Source organism: Avibacterium volantium, from assembly GCF_900635775.1.
In the GTDB taxonomy this organism is placed as follows: Bacteria; Pseudomonadota; Gammaproteobacteria; order Enterobacterales; family Pasteurellaceae; genus Avibacterium; species Avibacterium volantium.
The window spans coordinates 1,909,217-1,925,521 of record NZ_LR134167.1 but is presented as its reverse complement, the minus strand read 5'-3'; the positions used below and the strand labels follow the sequence as shown (position 1 = coordinate 1,925,521).

Genomic DNA, 16,305 nt, shown 5'->3' with positions numbered 1-16,305 from the left:
ACCGTGCTTTAAAGTTGAACAATTCTTAGATTGAAAGATAAAAAAACCTTTTCTTACGAAAAGGTTTTTTATTTTCTCGTTTATCTTAAATATGCCATACGGCAAAAATGGTTAAGATTGAAAATAGCGTAGCGAGTCCGTAGAAAATCACGCCTGCGGCTGGAATATGTACTTTAAAATCGTGCAAACCTAGGTGAACACGGTGAATGCCACACCAAGCAGGGAAGATTAGTAATGCAAGGAGTGCTAATTTTCCTATCCAAGTGCCTGCAAATGCGATGATATTGTCTGGTGAAACCAATCCAAATGGAAGTAAAAAGCCTAAAATCAGCACAAGAACAGGGAAGAATACGGCACTGATTGCACCGCCCGCACCAAATAATAACCATACAACAGGTTCATTCGAACGTTTTGGATTTTGTTTATTCATATTCTTATTTCCTATACGAGAATTAAGGTAATAATGCTAACGAAAGCGGTAATCCCCCAGAATACACGAGAGATCAATTTGGCATCTAGGCGTTCATTTTTCACAATAATATTGGCCATTTGTGGTGCCATATTAAAGAACGTGTAGCTATTTAATAGCACTGCACCAAGGGTGATGATGTTTAAAATCACCACGATTGGGTTTTGTAAGAAATGAACAAAATTTGTGGCGAATGTGCCATTGCCTAGGCAAATTAAGCCGTAAAATAGCTCTAAACAAAACCATAGGGTTGGAACGGCTGTGCTTTCACGCAATACATAGAATTTGTAAAAATCTAACTTTTTCCACCAAGTTGGTTTCACTTCACGCACATATTTTTTGCGTTTGCTTGCGGTTACTGTTGTCATTTTACTTCTCCTTTAGTTTTGCGGTTTTAACATTGCAAAAACGTAGTCTTTCGCACTTTCGATTTTGCCTTGGTTCACTGCGGAGGCTGGATTAACGTGTTTTGGACACACTTCAGAACAGTAACCCACGAATGTACAGCTCCACACCCCGTTATCGCCGTTAAGAATTTTCATTCGTTCAGCTTTACCATGATCGCGATTATCAAGGTTATAGCGATGTGCCAATGTAATTGCAGCAGGGCCGACAAATTCTGGATTTAAGCCGAATTGTGGGCAAGCGGCATAGCATAAACCACAGTTGATACACATTGAGAATTGACGATATTTCTCTAATTGTGCTGGTGTTTGCTTAGTACGGCTTTTCGCTAATTCCGCCGATGGGTGCGGTTTGCCATCTAATGGCGGCGCTTCATTACCGATAATATAAGGCTTAATGCTTTCTAAACTTTCGATAAAGTGGCTGAGATCCACCACTAAATCACGCTCAATTGGGAAGTTAGCCAATGGTTCAATACGCATATGACCGCTGTAATCACGCAAGAAAGTTTTACAAGCGAGTTTAGGCTTATCGTTTACCATCATTCCACACGAACCACAAATTGCCATACGACAAGACCAGCGGTAAGACAATTCAGGCTCAAGTTTATCTTTAATATAACCAAGTGCATCTAACAATGAGGTTTGGCTATCATAAGGCACTTGGTAAGTTCTTAAATAAGGTTCTTTATCTACTTCTGGGTTATAACGCAGAACCTCAATATTCATCATTGCTTGATTAGCCATTTGTTTGCTCCTTAGCTTTCGCTGCCGCTTCTTGTGCTTCAGCTTCCGCACCATAAACACGTTTTGCAGGTTGAGATTTTGTGATTCTTACTGGGCTGTATTCAATACGTGGCATACCATCTTCATTGTAGAAAGCCAAAGTGTGTTTTAAGTAATTCACATCATCACGTTCTGTGTAGTCTAAGCGTTGGTGAGCACCACGAGATTCTTTACGCTCAATGGCTGAATTCGCAATAGATTGTGCTACATCTAAAATGTAACCCAATTCCACGGTATAAAGTACATTGGTGTTGAACACGCTTGAGCGATCAGCAATGCGAATGCGTTTATAACGTTCTTTTAGTTCAGCAATTTTATCAACGGTTTGTTGCATACTTTCTTGGGTACGATAAATACCACAACCTTCTTCCATTGAATCGCCCATTTCATCACGGATTTGTGACCAAGATTCAGTCCCCTCTTGGTTATATAAATCTTCTAAACGTTGGATTACATCGCGCGCTTGTGCATCTACCGCTGTTTGGTTGGCAGGTGCGGCTTCAGTAGCACGTTTTGCTGCATATTCACCCGCAACACGGCCTAATACCACTAATTCAGCAAGTGAGTTAGAACCTAAACGGTTCGCACCGTGCAAGCCTGATGAAGCACATTCACCCACAGCAAATAAACCTTTAATACGAGTTTCGCTGTTGAAGTCCACTTCAATACCACCCATTGTGTAATGCACAACAGGGCGCACAGGAATTGGTGCTTTGGCAGGATCAACACCCTCATAAGCGTTAGCAAGTTCACAAATAAATGGTAAACGTTCGTGCAAATATTTTTCACCTAAATGACGTAAGTCAAGGTGAACCACGTCCACGCCTTTTGCGGTTTTTAAGGTGTTGCCTTTACGCCATTCTTGCCAGAACGCTTGCGACACTTTATCACGCGGGCCTAATTCCATATATTTATTTTCAGGTTTACCGATTGGCGTTTCAGGGCCTAGACCATAATCTTGTAAATAGCGGTAACCGTCTTTATTGACCAAAATACCACCTTCACCACGACAACCCTCTGTCATTAAAATCCCAGTATTTGGTAAACCAGTTGGGTGATATTGTACGAATTCCATATCACGCAATGGCACACCGTGGCGATACGCCATTGATAAACCATCACCTGTTACAATACCGCCGTTGGTATTGAAGCGGAATGCACGACAACCACCACCGGTTGCGATAATCACCGCATTGGCATTGATTTGCACCAATGTGCCTTCCATCATATTCATTGCCACCATACCACGAGCGTGGCCGTCATCAACAAGAATATCTAACACGAAATGCTCATCAAAGCGTTGAATTTGCGGGAATTGCATTGAAGTTTGGAAAAGGGTATGTAACAAGTGGAAACCTGTTTTATCGGCAGCGAACCAAGTACGTTCAATTTTCATACCACCGAAACGGCGCACGTTCACATCACCGTCTTGTTTACGGCTCCAAGGGCAGCCCCAGCGTTCTAATTGCGTCATCTCAACAGGGGAATGTTCTACAAAGTATTCCACCACGTCTTGTTCACATAACCAATCGCCCCCAGCTACGGTATCGTGGAAATGTTTATCATAAGAGTCTTCTTCCTTGATTACTGCAGCGGCGCCTCCTTCTGCAGCCACAGTATGGCTACGCATAGGGTAAACTTTTGAAACTAAGGCAATTTTAAGGTTTGGATTTGCCTGTGCTGCTGCAATTGCCGCTCGTAAACCACCGCCACCAGCGCCAACAATTGCAATATCGACATTAACAGTTTGCACGATTTCCTCCAATATAAAGTAGATGAAATGTCTAAGGAAAATTTCAAATCGTTTGAAATTTGTTAGGGTGAGTTTATTTTGCCACGCTTTTATAAAATAAATCAGACTTTTTTATCAAAAAACGGGAGCAAAGTTTCAAAGTGTGATCTAACTCAAAAAAGTTAGATAGAATTCCCCCACTTAATGAGAATTTTTCTCTTTTAGAATGAAGACATTGCATAAAAATAACTCATCTTGTTGAAATATTTCAGGTAAAATAACCGCACTTTTTTCATAAAATGGCTGAGATAGATTATGACAGAAAATGAACAATGGCGACCAACGGGCAGTATTCAAAATTTATTAGCCCGCGCCAAAATTATGGCCGAAATTCGCCGCTTTTTTACTGATCGCGGTTTATTAGAAGTAGAAACCCCAATTTTAAGTGAATTTGGGGTAACAGATGTGCATCTTGCCACCTTTAGCACAGAATTTACTTCTCCTTTTAAACATCAATCGAAAACCCTATGGCTTTCTACTAGCCCAGAATACCCAATGAAACGCCTACTTGCCGCTGGCAGTGGTGCGATTTTTCAGCTTTGCAAAGTGTTCCGTAATGAAGAATCGGGCAGAAAACATAATCCCGAGTTTACAATGCTGGAATGGTATCGCCCACATTTTGATATGTACCGCCTGATTAATGAAGTTGATGATCTGCTACAACAAATTCTGGATTGCGAACCTGCAGAAAGTATGAGCTATCAATTTGCGTTCCAAGAATATGTAGGGCTTGATCCACTTTCTGCTTCTCGCGAAGAGTTAATTGCCAAAGCGAAAGAGCATCATCTGGAACAAGCGGAAAATGAAGACAGAGATACCTTGCTGCAATTTTTATTCAGCACCGTGGTTGAACCGAAAATCGGGCAGGAACGCCCTGTTGCTATTTATCATTTTCCTGCAACCCAAGCGGCATTAGCACAAATTAGCTCGGAAGATCACCGCGTGGCGGAGCGTTTTGAGTTCTACTATAAAGGCATTGAGCTAGCGAACGGCTTTAATGAACTCACCGATGCAAATGAACAACGCCATCGCTTTGAACAAGATAATCGCCAACGTGAAAAGCTAGGCTTACCAACGCGTCAGCTTGACGAACGATTCCTTGCAGCACTTAAAGCAGGGGTGCCAAATTGTGCAGGCGTAGCCTTAGGCGTGGATCGTTTAATTATGATTGCACTAGGCGCTGAAAATATCAGTGAGGTTATTTCATTTAATATAGAAAACGCATAGACACTCAAAAAATGCTTGAAAAACCACCGCACTTTAGTTTCAGATAAAAACTGAAGTGCGGTGGTTTTTCTTTCAAATTGTGATCCTTCTCTCATATTTGAAGAAAATATTCAAATAATTTTATTTTATGGAGTTATTCTTTTGTTTCTCATTTGAAGTAATTAAAAAACATTATTTTTCATATGGTTATAGAGTTTGACTATCTTTCCTTTCTGGAGCATTCAAGTTGAAATCTATTTTTAGATCACATTTTTACTTCATTAGGGAGAAACTCTATCTTTTATAACATATTGTTTTTAATAGTGTTTCTTTAAATTAGAAAAAGTTTCCTATTTTTGACAGAAAAAAATAACCTACCTATATTATTTCCAACCGAAATTATTTTGGTTAACTAATATCAGGTTGATGGAAATTTAAGCTTTATTCTGTCGAGCATAATAAGGCCTTAAACAAAGGAAGTTCATTATGAAAAAGACACTTATCGCATTAGCTGTAACAGCAATGATTTCAGCCACCGCAAATGCCACCGTAATCTATGAAAAAGAAGGCACAAAAATTGATTTAGATGGACGTATGCACTTTGAATTGCGTAATGATGCTAATAATCGCACGGATTTACGTGATGTTGGTTCCCGTGTTCGTGTAAGAGCTTATCAGGAATTAGGTGCTGGTTTCTCAGCTTATGGTGGTGTGGAATTACGATTCTCAAATGATAATGGAGATGCGGGAAGTATTGGCTCAAATTTACGAACCCATCGCTTATATGCAGGGCTTATCCAAAAAGATATAGGTATATTAACCTTTGGTAGCCAATTACATTTGGGGGATCATATTCCTAAAGCAAACTATACCTATGAATGGGGTAGCAATATTTTATTTGATGGACATAAAAAAGCTGCGCACTTTATGTCTGCAAAATTTGCAGGTGTTCGTTTTGCGACGGATTATTACTTTGGACAAGCAAATAAAGCCAATAATAAATCAAGTGGTACGACAGCCTGGAACGAAGGTCAAGGCTATGGGGTAGGTTTATTCTATGACAATACATTCGGTGATTTTGGTGTACGTTTTGGAGCAGGTTATACAACCGTAACACAATCTTCAGATGGTACTAAAGCAAACGAATTTAAACTAAAACGCTCAGGTATTGGTTTGGAATTGAAATATAACATTGTTCGTGTCGGTTTTGACTGGGCACATGGAAAAGTATCTAAATCAGATAAAGAAAGTGGTAATTTAGTTTTCCAAAAAATTGCTGGCTATAACGAACAACTCAATAGAATCGATCGCTTCTTGCTTGGTGTTAAAGTTGATGTCACAAAACAAAATGCTGTTTATGGTCAATATTATTTCGCAAAAGGTAAAAAAGCAGACGCTTCATTAGAGCCCCTTAAAATGCGTGGTTGGATGGTTGGTGCGGATCATCGCTTTAATAAAAACTTTGTTGTATATCTTGAAGGTGGTAAAGGTAAAGTTAAACAAGGTGGTAAAGTGCTTAACAAAGATGGAAAAGCAAATCACCGTGTTGCATTGGGGGCACGCTTCCTATTCTAATGTTAATGCTTTGATTTAAACCAATTATAAGAACGAGCCACCATAATTAATTATGGTGGCTCATTGTAGTAAAATAGCCTAAACCAAAACCTGTCCGATAATACTTCGTGTTTCCTCTTTCACTTCCGTGAGCTGCACTTGGATTTTATCGCCGATTTTATAGGCTTTTTCGCCTTTGATATAAAGGGCTATTTCGTCTGGGTTTACCTGCATTTCTTCCTTGTTATTGTGAATAGTGGAAGCGGGGATAAACATTGATGCGCCGTTTTCTAACAATAACACACGCAATCCGCCACGCATAACATCTTGGATTTCCGCTTCAAATTGTAGGTTGTTTTCCACTTTGTCGGCTAAATAACGGCAGTATAGCCAGTCGGCAATATCTCGTTCAATTAAACGGTTTTGACGGCGTGCTTCTTGTAAGCGTTGCAACACATCGTCTGCTGGTCTGTGATATTGCTGAGTGGTCAGGCTCGCTTTGATTAAACGGTGATTGATCATATCCGAATATTTACGGATTGGTGATGTCCAAGTGGCGTAGCCTTGCAACCCTAAACCAAAGTGCGGAGCAAGATCCGCTTTAAATTCAGCAAAAGTGAGATAGCGGCGCAGGCGCAGTTCAAGATAATCTCCTTCAATAGGTTCAATATCGTGGCGCATACGGCAGTAGCCTTCGAGGGTGGCTAAGTTTTCGCTAGAATAACGATCTTTGAGTTCTGCTTCATTTTCTTCATTGGCTAATTGTGAAAGAAGAAATTGCTGTGCAGCTGCAAGGTTTTTTTGATCAAAGCCGCTGTGCGTGTTGAAAATGCCACATTGTGCCGTTTCATTGAGATATTGTGCGGCACAAATATTAGCTAAAATCATTGATTCTTCCACGATTTGGTTCGCAATGCGGCGATATTCTGCCACGATCTCCGCCACCTTGCCGTTTTCCGCTAATTTAAAGCTGTAATCTGGCTTTTCTTTAAATAATAAAGAGTGGGTTTTGCGCCATTGAATACGCGCAAGGGTGAATTGGTGTAGCAAATCAATTTGATTTTTCGTGGCAGGATCTTCTGGCTGCCACGCATTTTCTTGTTGTTCTAAATAATCTGAAACCTTGTTGTACGCCAACTTCGCCTTAGATTGTACATTGGCGGATTGGAAAACGGGTTTGTTACGAATATTGCCTTGTTGATCAATTTCAATGGTGCAAACCAACGCGGGGCGCACTTCATTTTCCATGAGAGAACAAAGCTCATCAGAAAGCTCACGCGGCAACATTGGAATGTTGAAACCTGGTAGATAATTGGTAAAACAACGCTGCTTGGCTTCTTGTTCAATCAGTGAATTTTCGTCAATGTAAGCGGTTGGATCGGCAATCGCCACCACTAATTTCCAGCCCACTGCTTGTCCATTTTCTTCCAAGGTTTCGATATAAAGCGCATCGTCCATATCTTGCGTGCTTTCGCTGTCGATAGTCACGAAATGAAGTGCGGTCAAATCTTCACGAGTTTGTTGATCGAGCATTGTGTAACTTTCTTGCCCTTGAACAGGGTAGCGCGATTGCTGATGGCGCGCGAGGGTTACCCACCAAGGGGCAAATTCATCGTCTTTTTGGCAAATGAACTGTGTGATTTGAGCGAACAAAAAGCGATCATCACGCAGTGGGTGCGTTTTTAATTCTGCCACCACCCAATCGCCTTCTTGCAGATCTTCCGTTACCGCTTTGGCTTTATTTGCGCCAATGGGTTGATTGATTTGGGGGTGATCCACCAGCACTTGCAATTTTTTGTCTTTATTGAACCGCACTTTGGCGATAAAACGGGTTAGCATTGGCTCAAGCAATTCTTCTGGTTCGGCTTGTTCTTTATCGCCAATGGTTTCAATGCGCGCTTTGATTTTATCACCATGCATCACTTTTTTCATTGCAGCAGGGGGAATGAAATAGCTTTTTTTCTCCGTTTCTAAAAAGCCGAATGCCTTGTCTGAACCGCGCACCACGCCTTCAACCACAGGTTTGCTATCACGAATTTGCTGTTTTAATTGGGAAAGTAAGGGGTTATTTTGAAACATAATTATTTTTTCTTAATAAACGACAAAAGGCAGACGCATTGGTCTGCCTTATTTTTGTAAAAGTTAAAATTATTCCGCACCTAATTCGCTCATTGCGGTAATGCTGAAACCTGCATCAACGTGCAACACTTCACCTGTTACCCCTGAAGCTAAATCAGAGCATAAGAACGCTGCTGAATTACCCACATCTTCAATGGTTACAGTACGGCGTAATGGTGCAGTATTTTCAAAGGTTGCTAACATTTTCTTGAAGTTTTTAATGCCAGATGCTGCGAGCGTACGGATTGGGCCAGCTGAAATCGCATTTACACGGATACCATCTTTACCTAAGTCTGCCGCCATCACACGGGTGCTGGCTTCAAGAGAGGCTTTTGCTAAACACATTACGTTATAGTTTGGAATTGCACGCTCAGCGCCTAAGTAGGTGAGTGTTACCAAACCTGAATTTGGATTAAGCATAGGGCGTGCAGCTTGTGCCATTGCGACAAAGCTGTATGCGCTGATGTCGTGAGCAATGCGGAAACCTTCGCGTGTTGCGGCGTTTACATAATCGCCATCTAACTGATCACCTGGTGCGAACGCGATGGCGTGTACGAAGCCATCAAATTTTTCCCAATGTTTGCTTAATTCCGCAAAACAGTGAGTGATATTTTCATCGCTCGCCACATCAAGGGGAAGAATGATGTCTGAACCAAATTCTTTGGCAAATTCTTCTACACGTGGTTTTAATTTATCATTTAAATAAGTGAAAGCTAATTCTGCGCCCTCACGTTTCATTGCAGCCGCAATCCCATAAGCAATAGAACGATTGCTTGCTAAACCTGTGATTAAAATACGTTTACCAGTTAAGAAACCCATTTTTTATTCCTATTTGTGATGAAAAAATTGTGCATAGTATAAGGGAAAAGTAGCGCTTATACAAAGCTGACCTGAAAATTCGCAAAATTTACACCGCACTTTGCTTTCCTATTTTTTTACGCAGGATTGTAAATATCTTTAAATTCCACGTCAAAACCGTGATTTTCCGCGAGCCATTCGCCTAAGGCTTTCACGCCGTAACGCTCGGTGCAATGGTGGCCTGCGGCGAAGAAATTAATGCCTTGTTCACGCGCAGAATGAATGGTTTGCTCGGAAACTTCGCCCGTAATATAGGCATCAAGTCCTTGTTGCGCGGCAAGATCAATATATCCTTGTCCGCCACCAGTGCAAATTCCCACGCTATGGATTAAGTGTGGTGCATTTTCGCCACAAAATAGTGGTTTGCGCTGTAATTGCTGTTCAATGCGTTGCGCCAATGCTTCACCGCTGATCGGTGTTTTTAACTTGCCATAAACGGGAATGCTGAATTTTCCTTGTTCCAACGGTTGCAGATCTTCAATACCAAGCAACGCTGCAAGCTGTGCGTTATTACCTAGTTCAGGGTGAACATCAAGGGGTAAATGGTAGGCATAAAGATTAATATTATTTTGCAATAATGCCTTGATGCGCTTGCCTTTCATTCCACGAATACAGGGATTTTCACTTTTCCAAAAATAACCATGGTGTACCAAAATGGCATCTGCATTTTGCGCAATGGCATAATCAATCAAGGCTTGGCTTGCGGTTACACCAGTAATGATTTTTTTCACCAGCTCTCTGCCTTCCACTTGCAAACCATTGGGAGCATAGTCAGAAATCTCCGCTGCGTTAAGTTTTTCGTTAAGAAGTTGTTCTAGGGCTAAATTATTCATTTTGTTGCCATTTCATAATAAAGGGAAAGATCATCGCTAACCTTTCCCTATTTGATTAAAAATTATCCTTTATGCTTCATCGCTGGGAATAAAATCACATCACGGATTGATGGGGCGTTGGCAAAGAGCATTGCTAAGCGATCAATACCTAATCCCTCGCCAGCCGTTGGTGGCAAGCCGTGTTCAAGTGCGGTAACAAAATCCTCATCTTTGAACATCGCTTCATCATCGCCAGCTTCTTTTGCTGCAACTTGTGCATCAAAGCGTTCAGCCTGATCTTCTGCATCGTTAAGCTCTGAGAAGCCGTTACCAATTTCGCGGCCACCGATAAATAATTCAAAACGGTCGGTAACCTCTGGGTTTTCATCATTACGGCGTGCTAATGGTGAAATTTCCGCAGGGTGAGCCATTAAGAATGTCGGCTGGATTAAGTGATGTTCAGCCACTTCTTCAAAAATTGCATTGACGATCGAGCCTAAGCCCCAAGATTTTTGTACTTCAATGCCTAGTTTGGTAGCTAATGCTTTGGCGCGATCTAAATCATACAGATCTTCTTTCACAATGCCTTTATCTGCGCCGTATTTCAAAATCGCATCGTGCATTGTGATACGCTCAAATGGCTTGCCAAAATCAAATTCATATTCGCCATAAGGGACGATAGTGGTGCCTAAAATATCCAAGGCCAACTTGCGTAACAACTCTTCGGTGTTATCCATTAAATCGTGATAATCCGCATAGGCTTGATAATATTCGATCATCGTAAATTCAGGGTTATGACGTACAGAAACCCCTTCATTACGGAAGTTGCGGTTGAGTTCAAACACGCGTTCAAAGCCTCCCACCACAAGACGTTTGAGGTAAAGCTCAGGGGCAATACGCAGATACATATCAATATCTAAAGCATTGTGATGAGTAACAAACGGACGTGCTGCTGCACCGCCGGGGATCACTTGCAACATTGGGGTTTCCACTTCGATAAAGCCTTTGCTGATGAAATATTCACGCATTCCGGCAATCACTTTTGAACGGATAATAAAAGTGCGGCGAGATTCTTCGTTAGAAATGAGATCTAAATAACGCTGGCGATAACGCATTTCTTGATCCGCAAGACCGTGGAATTTGTCTGGCAATGGGCGTAAGGCTTTGGTTAAAAGCTGAACTTCACTGGCACGTATGGTGAGTTCATTGGTTTTGGTTTTGAACAATGTGCCTTTCACGCCCACAATATCGCCTAAATCCCAGTTGCCCACATCATCAGCATAAATGCCCTCAGGCAGGTTATCGCGGGCGATATAAAGCTGAATGCGTCCGCTCATATCTTGCAAGGTAACGAAAGTCGCTTTACCCATAATACGGCGTGTCATAATACGTCCTGCCACTTTCACTTCCACACCTTGTTCTTTCAAAGCTTCGCCATCAACCTCATCATATTGTTGATGTAAATCCTGCGCAAGGGCATCACGGCGGAAGGTATTTGGAAACGCATTGCCTTTTTTACGCAATGCCGCCAATTTTTCACGGCGAACCAGCATTTCACCGTTTAAATCTAATTCTTGGGTTTGTTCTGTCATTTTGTTTTACCTTTATTAAAAAATAAAATTTGTTTGATTTTGAGATCACAAATTGTGATCTTAATGTTTATTTTGCTTTTTCCACAATCATCTCAATAGTATCTTGGACGCTTTTTTCCAGCAATATTTTCATTTTTTCCACATCAGAAAAAGCATCGTAATACATTGGGCGATCTTCAAACTTTATTGTAGTCAGCGGATAACCTGCTTTGAGTAATTCTAAATTCAGTAAAAGCCGCCCAGTACGCCCATTTCCATCAATAAAAGGATGGATACGCTCAAAAGCGATGTGAAACTCTGCTAATTTATAGAAAAAATCTTGTTCGTCTTTATCTTTGCTGTGATAATTTTCTAAAATTTGTTCCAAACGTAAACTGATTTCAAAAGGCTCAGCGGTTTTCACATCAGTATTTAGAATTTCAACAAGCTGCGTTCTAAATCCTGTTCTTTCTGGTTCAACCAATGCCTGAATTTCACGAATGGTACGCAAAGATAAAGGTTCTTGGGATTTTGCTAATTCAAAGACAAAATGCAATGCACGATGATGATTTTCCACATCGCGAATATCTTTAAGGGGTTTTGATACGCCAAAACCGTCTTTTAAAACGGTAACCGTTTCCCCTAAAGTCAGACTATTATTCTCAATTTTATTCGAATGATAATTATAGAAATAAATCAAATCATCATTAATAAAGGGCAGAGCCTTGAGAATTTTGTTGATGTCATTTATTGTCATTTTGTTACCTTGAGTTTATAGCCCAGCCTTTAAACTCGCCTCAATAAATCTGTCCAAATCGCCGTCTAGCACGGCTTGGGTGTTGCGGTTTTCTACGCCAGTACGTAGATCTTTAATGCGTGAATCATCAAGTACATAAGAACGAATTTGACTGCCCCAGCCAATGTCGGATTTGTTGTCTTCCATTGCTTGCTTCTCGGCATTTTGCTTTTGCAATTCTAATTCGTAAAGTTTGGCCTTGAGCTGTTTCATCGCCTGATCTTTATTTTTATGCTGTGAACGATCGTTTTGACATTGCACCACAATACCGCTTGGAATATGGGTAATTCGCACCGCACTTTCGGTTTTATTCACGTGCTGACCGCCCGCGCCAGATGCACGATAAACGTCAATACGCAAATCTGCTGGATTGATTTCAATATCGATATTGTCATCAATTTCAGGATAAACAAAGGCAGCGCTGAAAGAGGTGTGACGGCGATTGTTAGAATCAAAAGGGCTTTTACGCACTAAGCGGTGAATCCCTGTTTCGGTGCGTAGCCAACCAAATGCGTATTCGCCAGAAATGCGAATAGTGGCCGATTTTATGCCTGCTACATCGCCGTCTGAAACTTCCATTAATTCCGTTTTAAAGCCTTTGCTTTCTGCCCAACGCAAGTACATTCGTAACAGCATTTCTGTCCAGTCTTGCGCTTCCGTACCGCCTGAGCCTGCTTGCAGATCCACATAGCAATCCGCCGCATCATTTGCACCGCTAAACATACGGCGAAACTCAAGTGCGGCTAATTTTTGTTCTAATTCGTCTAATTCTGCAACGGCTTCGTTGAAGGTGTCTTCATCTTCTGCGTCAATGGCAAGTTCTAACAAGCCATCAACATCGTCCAAGCCTTGCTCTAAATTTTTAATGGTATCCACCACCGCTTCTAGGCTGGCACGCTCTTTGCCGAGCGCTTGTGCTTTTTCTGGCTCATTCCATACGTCAGGCTGTTCAAGCTCAGCGTTGACTTCTTCTAACCGTTCGACTTTGCTATCAAAGTCAAAGATACCCCCTAAGGGTTGCCGTGCGTTCAGCGAGATCGGCAATTTTATTTTTGATTGGATTAATTTCAAACATAAATTCAGTTCTATCTAATTTTGCATATAAGAGCCGAATTATATGCTATTTTAGCCCAATTTGGTAGGTCAATTATGTTGAAAGCCTTTTCCTATTAGCTTGTTGATTGGGCTTGTGATAAAATCCGCCTTTCACAAGGAACAGACATCAGGAAAGAAAAATGAAGAAAATCATTACCGCACTTTCGTTAGCCGCGTTATCGGTCTATGCCGTGGCGAGCGATGCACAAATTGAAGCACAATTAAAAAAACTTGGCGTATCACAAATGGAAATTAAGTCATCGCCGATCAATGGCTTAAAAACAGTTATCAGCAACGAAGGCATTTTTTACGCTTCCGAAGACGGCAAATATGTGCTGCAAGGTCAGCTATATGAGTTAACTGACAAAGGTGCGGTGGATTTAACAGGAAAATTTTTGCTAGATAAATTAAATAGTTATAAAAATGAAATGATTGTTTATCCAGCAAAAAATGAAAAATATGTGGTAACCGTATTTATGGATATTACCTGCCATTATTGCCACTTATTACATCAACAACTTAGTCAATATAATGATTTAGGTATCACCGTTCGTTACCTTGCATTTCCGCGCGGTGGCTTAAATAACAATACAGCAAAACAAATGGAAGCCATTTGGCAAGCGAAAGATCCTGCACAAGCTTTAAATGAAGCGGAAAAAGGCAACTTGCCGAAAACTTTGAAAAATGCTGATATCGTGAAGAAACACTATGAACTTGGTGTGCAATTTGGTGTGCGCGGCACGCCAAGCATTGTTACGCCGAAAGGTGAGCTTATCGGTGGCTATTTACCGCCAAAAGAATTGCTCAAAGCCTTGCAAGAAGAATAGGTATAATACAAATTATGAAAAATTTCTTATATACCCATTTAATCTAGATGATCTTTTGTGGGTTCCCTTCAGTCTTGCCCGAATGGAAGTTAGATTTTTAGGCGAAAAAAATTGTAATTTTGTGTAGCGGAGCGAAACAAAATCTCTTTTTTCGCCGCTTGGAAAATCTAACTGGAATGAGGAAAAGCGAGACTGTAGGGTGTGCTTTCTTTTGCCTACTTTGCTTTGCACAAGCAAAGAAAAGTAGGTCGCCCTTTTAGGGCGAAACCTAAAATGTGTTTAAGGATTTTATTTCGTGATCAAAACAATCCAACGCCGCCCCATTAGCACAGCACAGCCGATTAGCGATCACCCTTTGCTTGATCGCCTTTATCGTGCGCGCCAAATCGAAAATCCGCAACAATTAGACCGCACTTTGAAAGCGATGCTTTCGCCACACGCGTTATTTGGTATGGATAAGGCGGCGGAATTGTTGGCGCAGGCGCGTATAGCGCAAAAAAATATCGTGATCGTGGGGGATTTTGATGCCGATGGCGCAACCAGTACGGCATTAACCGTAGTGGCGTTGCGTCAGCTTGGTTTCCAGCAGGTGGATTATCTTGTTCCAAACCGTTTTGAACAAGGTTATGGCTTAAGTGTTGAGGTGGCAAAGCAGGCGCTAGAAAAAAATGTGGAAGTGCTAATCACAGTGGATAACGGCATTTCTTCTTTTGAAGGCGTGGCATTTTTGAAACAACAGGGCGTGCAAGTGGTGGTGACGGATCACCATTTACCTGGCGAAATGCTGCCTGAAGCCGATGCTATTGTGAACCCAAATTTAGCACAATGCGATTTCCCGTCTAAATCCTTAGCTGGCGTGGGCGTGGCGTTTTATGTGATGTTGGCGTTGCGTGCTAAATTACGCGAAAAAGGCTTATTTGATAGCAAAACTCAGCCTAATTTCACCGAATTGCTTGATTTAGTGGCGCTTGGCACAATTGCTGATGTGGTTCCGCTTGATCAAAATAACCGCATTTTAGCCTATCAAGGTTTACAGCGTATCCGTGCAGGGCATTGCCGCTATGGAATTCAGGCCTTGGCGGAAGTGGCAAATCGCGATATGAGCCATTTCAGTGCGTCAGATTTAGGCTTTGCCATTGCGCCACGTTTAAATGCTGCAGGACGTTTGGATAATATGTCGGTGGGCGTGGAATTGTTATTGGCTGAAGATATGCCTACCGCGCGCGCTTTGGCCTTAGAGCTAGACGGCTTAAACCAAACACGCAAAGAAATAGAGCAAGGAATGAAATTAGAAGCGCTAGAAATTTGCCGAAAATTGACCGCACTTACCCCACCATTACCCACAGGTATTGTGCTTTATCAAGCGGATTGGCACCAAGGCGTATTGGGAATTTTAGCGTCAAGATTGAAAGATCAATTTCATCGCCCTGTGATTGCTTTTGCGCAAGATCAAGCTGGCGTCCTGAAAGGTTCAGCGCGTTCTATTGAAGGCTTGCATATTCGTGATGTGTTGGAACGCTTACATTCTCGCCACCCAGAAATGATTCTAAAATTTGGCGGCCACGCAATGGCGGCAGGGCTGAGCATTCAAGAAGAAAAATTTAGCGATTTCCAACGGCTCTTTAATGAAGTGGTGACGGAATGTTTAGATGAAAAAGATCTGCAAGGCGTAGTTTGGACAGACGGTGAGCTGAATACACAATTTATGAATTTAGATACCGCAGAATTGCTCAAACAAGCAGGCCCTTGGGGACAAGCCTTTCCTGAGCCCGTGTTTGACGGTGAGTTTAAGCTCTTACAACAACGTTTAGTGGGGGAGCGTCATCTTAAAATGATGGTTGAACCGCAAAATGGCGGGCCATTACTCGATGCCATCGCATTTAACGTGGATACTCGTTATTATCCTGATCTTTCGTTAAAAAAGGTGAAATTAGCGTATAAATTGGACGTTAATGAATATCGTGGACAACGCAATATTCAATTGTTGGTGGATTATATTGAACCTTTGGCAGAGTAG

The 16,305-nt window shown here is 41.6% G+C and carries 14 protein-coding genes; 4 read left to right on the top strand and 10 right to left on the bottom strand.

Annotation, left to right across the window (positions count from 1 at the left end):
• Positions 1-85 precede the first annotated feature (85 nt).
• The 4 genes from frdD to frdA are packed head-to-tail and all read right to left on the bottom strand — an operon-like array spanning position 86 to position 3,412.
• Positions 86-430, bottom strand: a complete 345-nt coding sequence (frdD, locus tag ELZ61_RS09065; protein WP_103853252.1) for a fumarate reductase subunit FrdD — start codon at positions 428-430, stop codon at positions 86-88.
• 11 nt (positions 431-441) lie between these two features.
• Complete coding sequence (frdC, locus tag ELZ61_RS09060) at positions 442-837, bottom strand: fumarate reductase subunit FrdC (RefSeq protein WP_103855772.1); 396 nt, start codon at positions 835-837, stop codon at positions 442-444.
• A gap of 12 nt (positions 838-849) precedes the next feature.
• Positions 850-1,620 (bottom strand): succinate dehydrogenase/fumarate reductase iron-sulfur subunit, encoded by a 771-nt coding sequence (locus ELZ61_RS09055; RefSeq protein ID WP_103853250.1) that lies wholly within the window; start codon positions 1,618-1,620, stop codon positions 850-852.
• Entirely contained in the window at positions 1,613-3,412 is a 1,800-nt protein-coding gene (gene frdA / locus ELZ61_RS09050) for a fumarate reductase (quinol) flavoprotein subunit (protein ID WP_126373086.1), read from the bottom strand. The genes ELZ61_RS09055 and frdA overlap by 8 nt, the downstream gene beginning before the upstream one ends.
• A gap of 294 nt (positions 3,413-3,706) precedes the next feature.
• Between frdA and epmA the strand changes: the two genes are divergently transcribed.
• On the top strand, positions 3,707-4,678 hold the full coding sequence (epmA, locus tag ELZ61_RS09045; RefSeq protein WP_126373084.1) for an elongation factor P--(R)-beta-lysine ligase: 972 nt from the start codon (positions 3,707-3,709) through the stop codon (positions 4,676-4,678).
• A 465-nt stretch (positions 4,679-5,143) separates the two neighbouring features.
• Positions 5,144-6,232 carry a porin gene (locus ELZ61_RS09040; protein WP_126373082.1) on the top strand — a complete coding sequence of 363 codons (1,089 nt, stop codon included), beginning with the start codon at positions 5,144-5,146 and terminating at the stop codon, positions 6,230-6,232.
• Positions 6,233-6,310: 78 nt separating this feature from the next.
• Here ELZ61_RS09040 and rnb read toward each other — a convergent pair whose 3' ends face one another.
• The 6 genes from rnb to prfB all read right to left on the bottom strand — a co-directional run bounded on the left by rnb (position 6,311) and on the right by prfB (position 13,441).
• Positions 6,311-8,290, bottom strand: coding sequence for an exoribonuclease II (rnb, locus tag ELZ61_RS09035; RefSeq protein ID WP_126373080.1), 1,980 nt, complete (start codon positions 8,288-8,290; stop codon positions 6,311-6,313).
• A gap of 69 nt (positions 8,291-8,359) precedes the next feature.
• Positions 8,360-9,148: an SDR family oxidoreductase gene (locus tag ELZ61_RS09030; RefSeq protein ID WP_035685113.1), complete on the bottom strand. Its 789-nt coding sequence runs from the start codon at positions 9,146-9,148 to the stop codon at positions 8,360-8,362.
• A 116-nt stretch (positions 9,149-9,264) separates the two neighbouring features.
• A complete protein-coding gene (locus ELZ61_RS09025; protein WP_126373078.1) occupies positions 9,265-10,020 on the bottom strand; it encodes a Nif3-like dinuclear metal center hexameric protein in 756 nt (251 codons plus the stop codon).
• Positions 10,021-10,082: 62 nt separating this feature from the next.
• The gene (gene lysS, locus ELZ61_RS09020; protein ID WP_126373075.1) at positions 10,083-11,591 is read right to left on the bottom strand and encodes a lysine--tRNA ligase; all 1,509 of its coding nucleotides are present in this window, start codon (positions 11,589-11,591) and stop codon (positions 10,083-10,085) included.
• A gap of 67 nt (positions 11,592-11,658) precedes the next feature.
• Positions 11,659-12,327: a Fic family protein gene (locus ELZ61_RS09015; RefSeq protein ID WP_126373073.1), complete on the bottom strand. Its 669-nt coding sequence runs from the start codon at positions 12,325-12,327 to the stop codon at positions 11,659-11,661.
• Positions 12,328-12,342: 15 nt separating this feature from the next.
• Positions 12,343-13,441, bottom strand: a protein-coding gene (gene prfB, locus ELZ61_RS09010) for a peptide chain release factor 2 (RefSeq protein WP_126373071.1) whose coding sequence is annotated in 2 segments (ribosomal slippage) — positions 12,343-13,365 and positions 13,367-13,441 — 1,098 coding nt in all. Because the reading frame shifts where the segments join, the coding sequence is not laid out codon by codon here.
• 160 nt (positions 13,442-13,601) lie between these two features.
• Here prfB and dsbC point away from each other — a divergent pair.
• On the top strand, positions 13,602-14,288 hold the full coding sequence (gene dsbC, locus ELZ61_RS09005) for a bifunctional protein-disulfide isomerase/oxidoreductase DsbC (RefSeq protein ID WP_103855780.1): 687 nt from the start codon (positions 13,602-13,604) through the stop codon (positions 14,286-14,288).
• Positions 14,289-14,583: 295 nt separating this feature from the next.
• Positions 14,584-16,305, top strand: coding sequence for a single-stranded-DNA-specific exonuclease RecJ (gene recJ, locus ELZ61_RS09000; protein WP_126373070.1), 1,722 nt, complete (start codon positions 14,584-14,586; stop codon positions 16,303-16,305).

Coding starts and splice junctions, on each gene's coding strand:
- ELZ61_RS09025 (WP_126373078.1), bottom strand. CDS start 10,020: ATGAATAATTTAGCCCTAGAACAACTTCTTAACGAAAAACTTAACGCA.
- lysS (WP_126373075.1), bottom strand. CDS start 11,591: ATGACAGAACAAACCCAAGAATTAGATTTAAACGGTGAAATGCTGGTT.
- epmA (WP_126373084.1), top strand. CDS start 3,707: ATGACAGAAAATGAACAATGGCGACCAACGGGCAGTATTCAAAATTTA.
- ELZ61_RS09040 (WP_126373082.1), top strand. CDS start 5,144: ATGAAAAAGACACTTATCGCATTAGCTGTAACAGCAATGATTTCAGCC.
- dsbC (WP_103855780.1), top strand. CDS start 13,602: ATGAAGAAAATCATTACCGCACTTTCGTTAGCCGCGTTATCGGTCTAT.
- frdD (WP_103853252.1), bottom strand. CDS start 430: ATGAATAAACAAAATCCAAAACGTTCGAATGAACCTGTTGTATGGTTA.
- ELZ61_RS09055 (WP_103853250.1), bottom strand. CDS start 1,620: ATGGCTAATCAAGCAATGATGAATATTGAGGTTCTGCGTTATAACCCA.
- ELZ61_RS09015 (WP_126373073.1), bottom strand. CDS start 12,327: ATGACAATAAATGACATCAACAAAATTCTCAAGGCTCTGCCCTTTATT.
- ELZ61_RS09030 (WP_035685113.1), bottom strand. CDS start 9,148: ATGGGTTTCTTAACTGGTAAACGTATTTTAATCACAGGTTTAGCAAGC.
- frdC (WP_103855772.1), bottom strand. CDS start 837: ATGACAACAGTAACCGCAAGCAAACGCAAAAAATATGTGCGTGAAGTG.
- rnb (WP_126373080.1), bottom strand. CDS start 8,290: ATGTTTCAAAATAACCCCTTACTTTCCCAATTAAAACAGCAAATTCGT.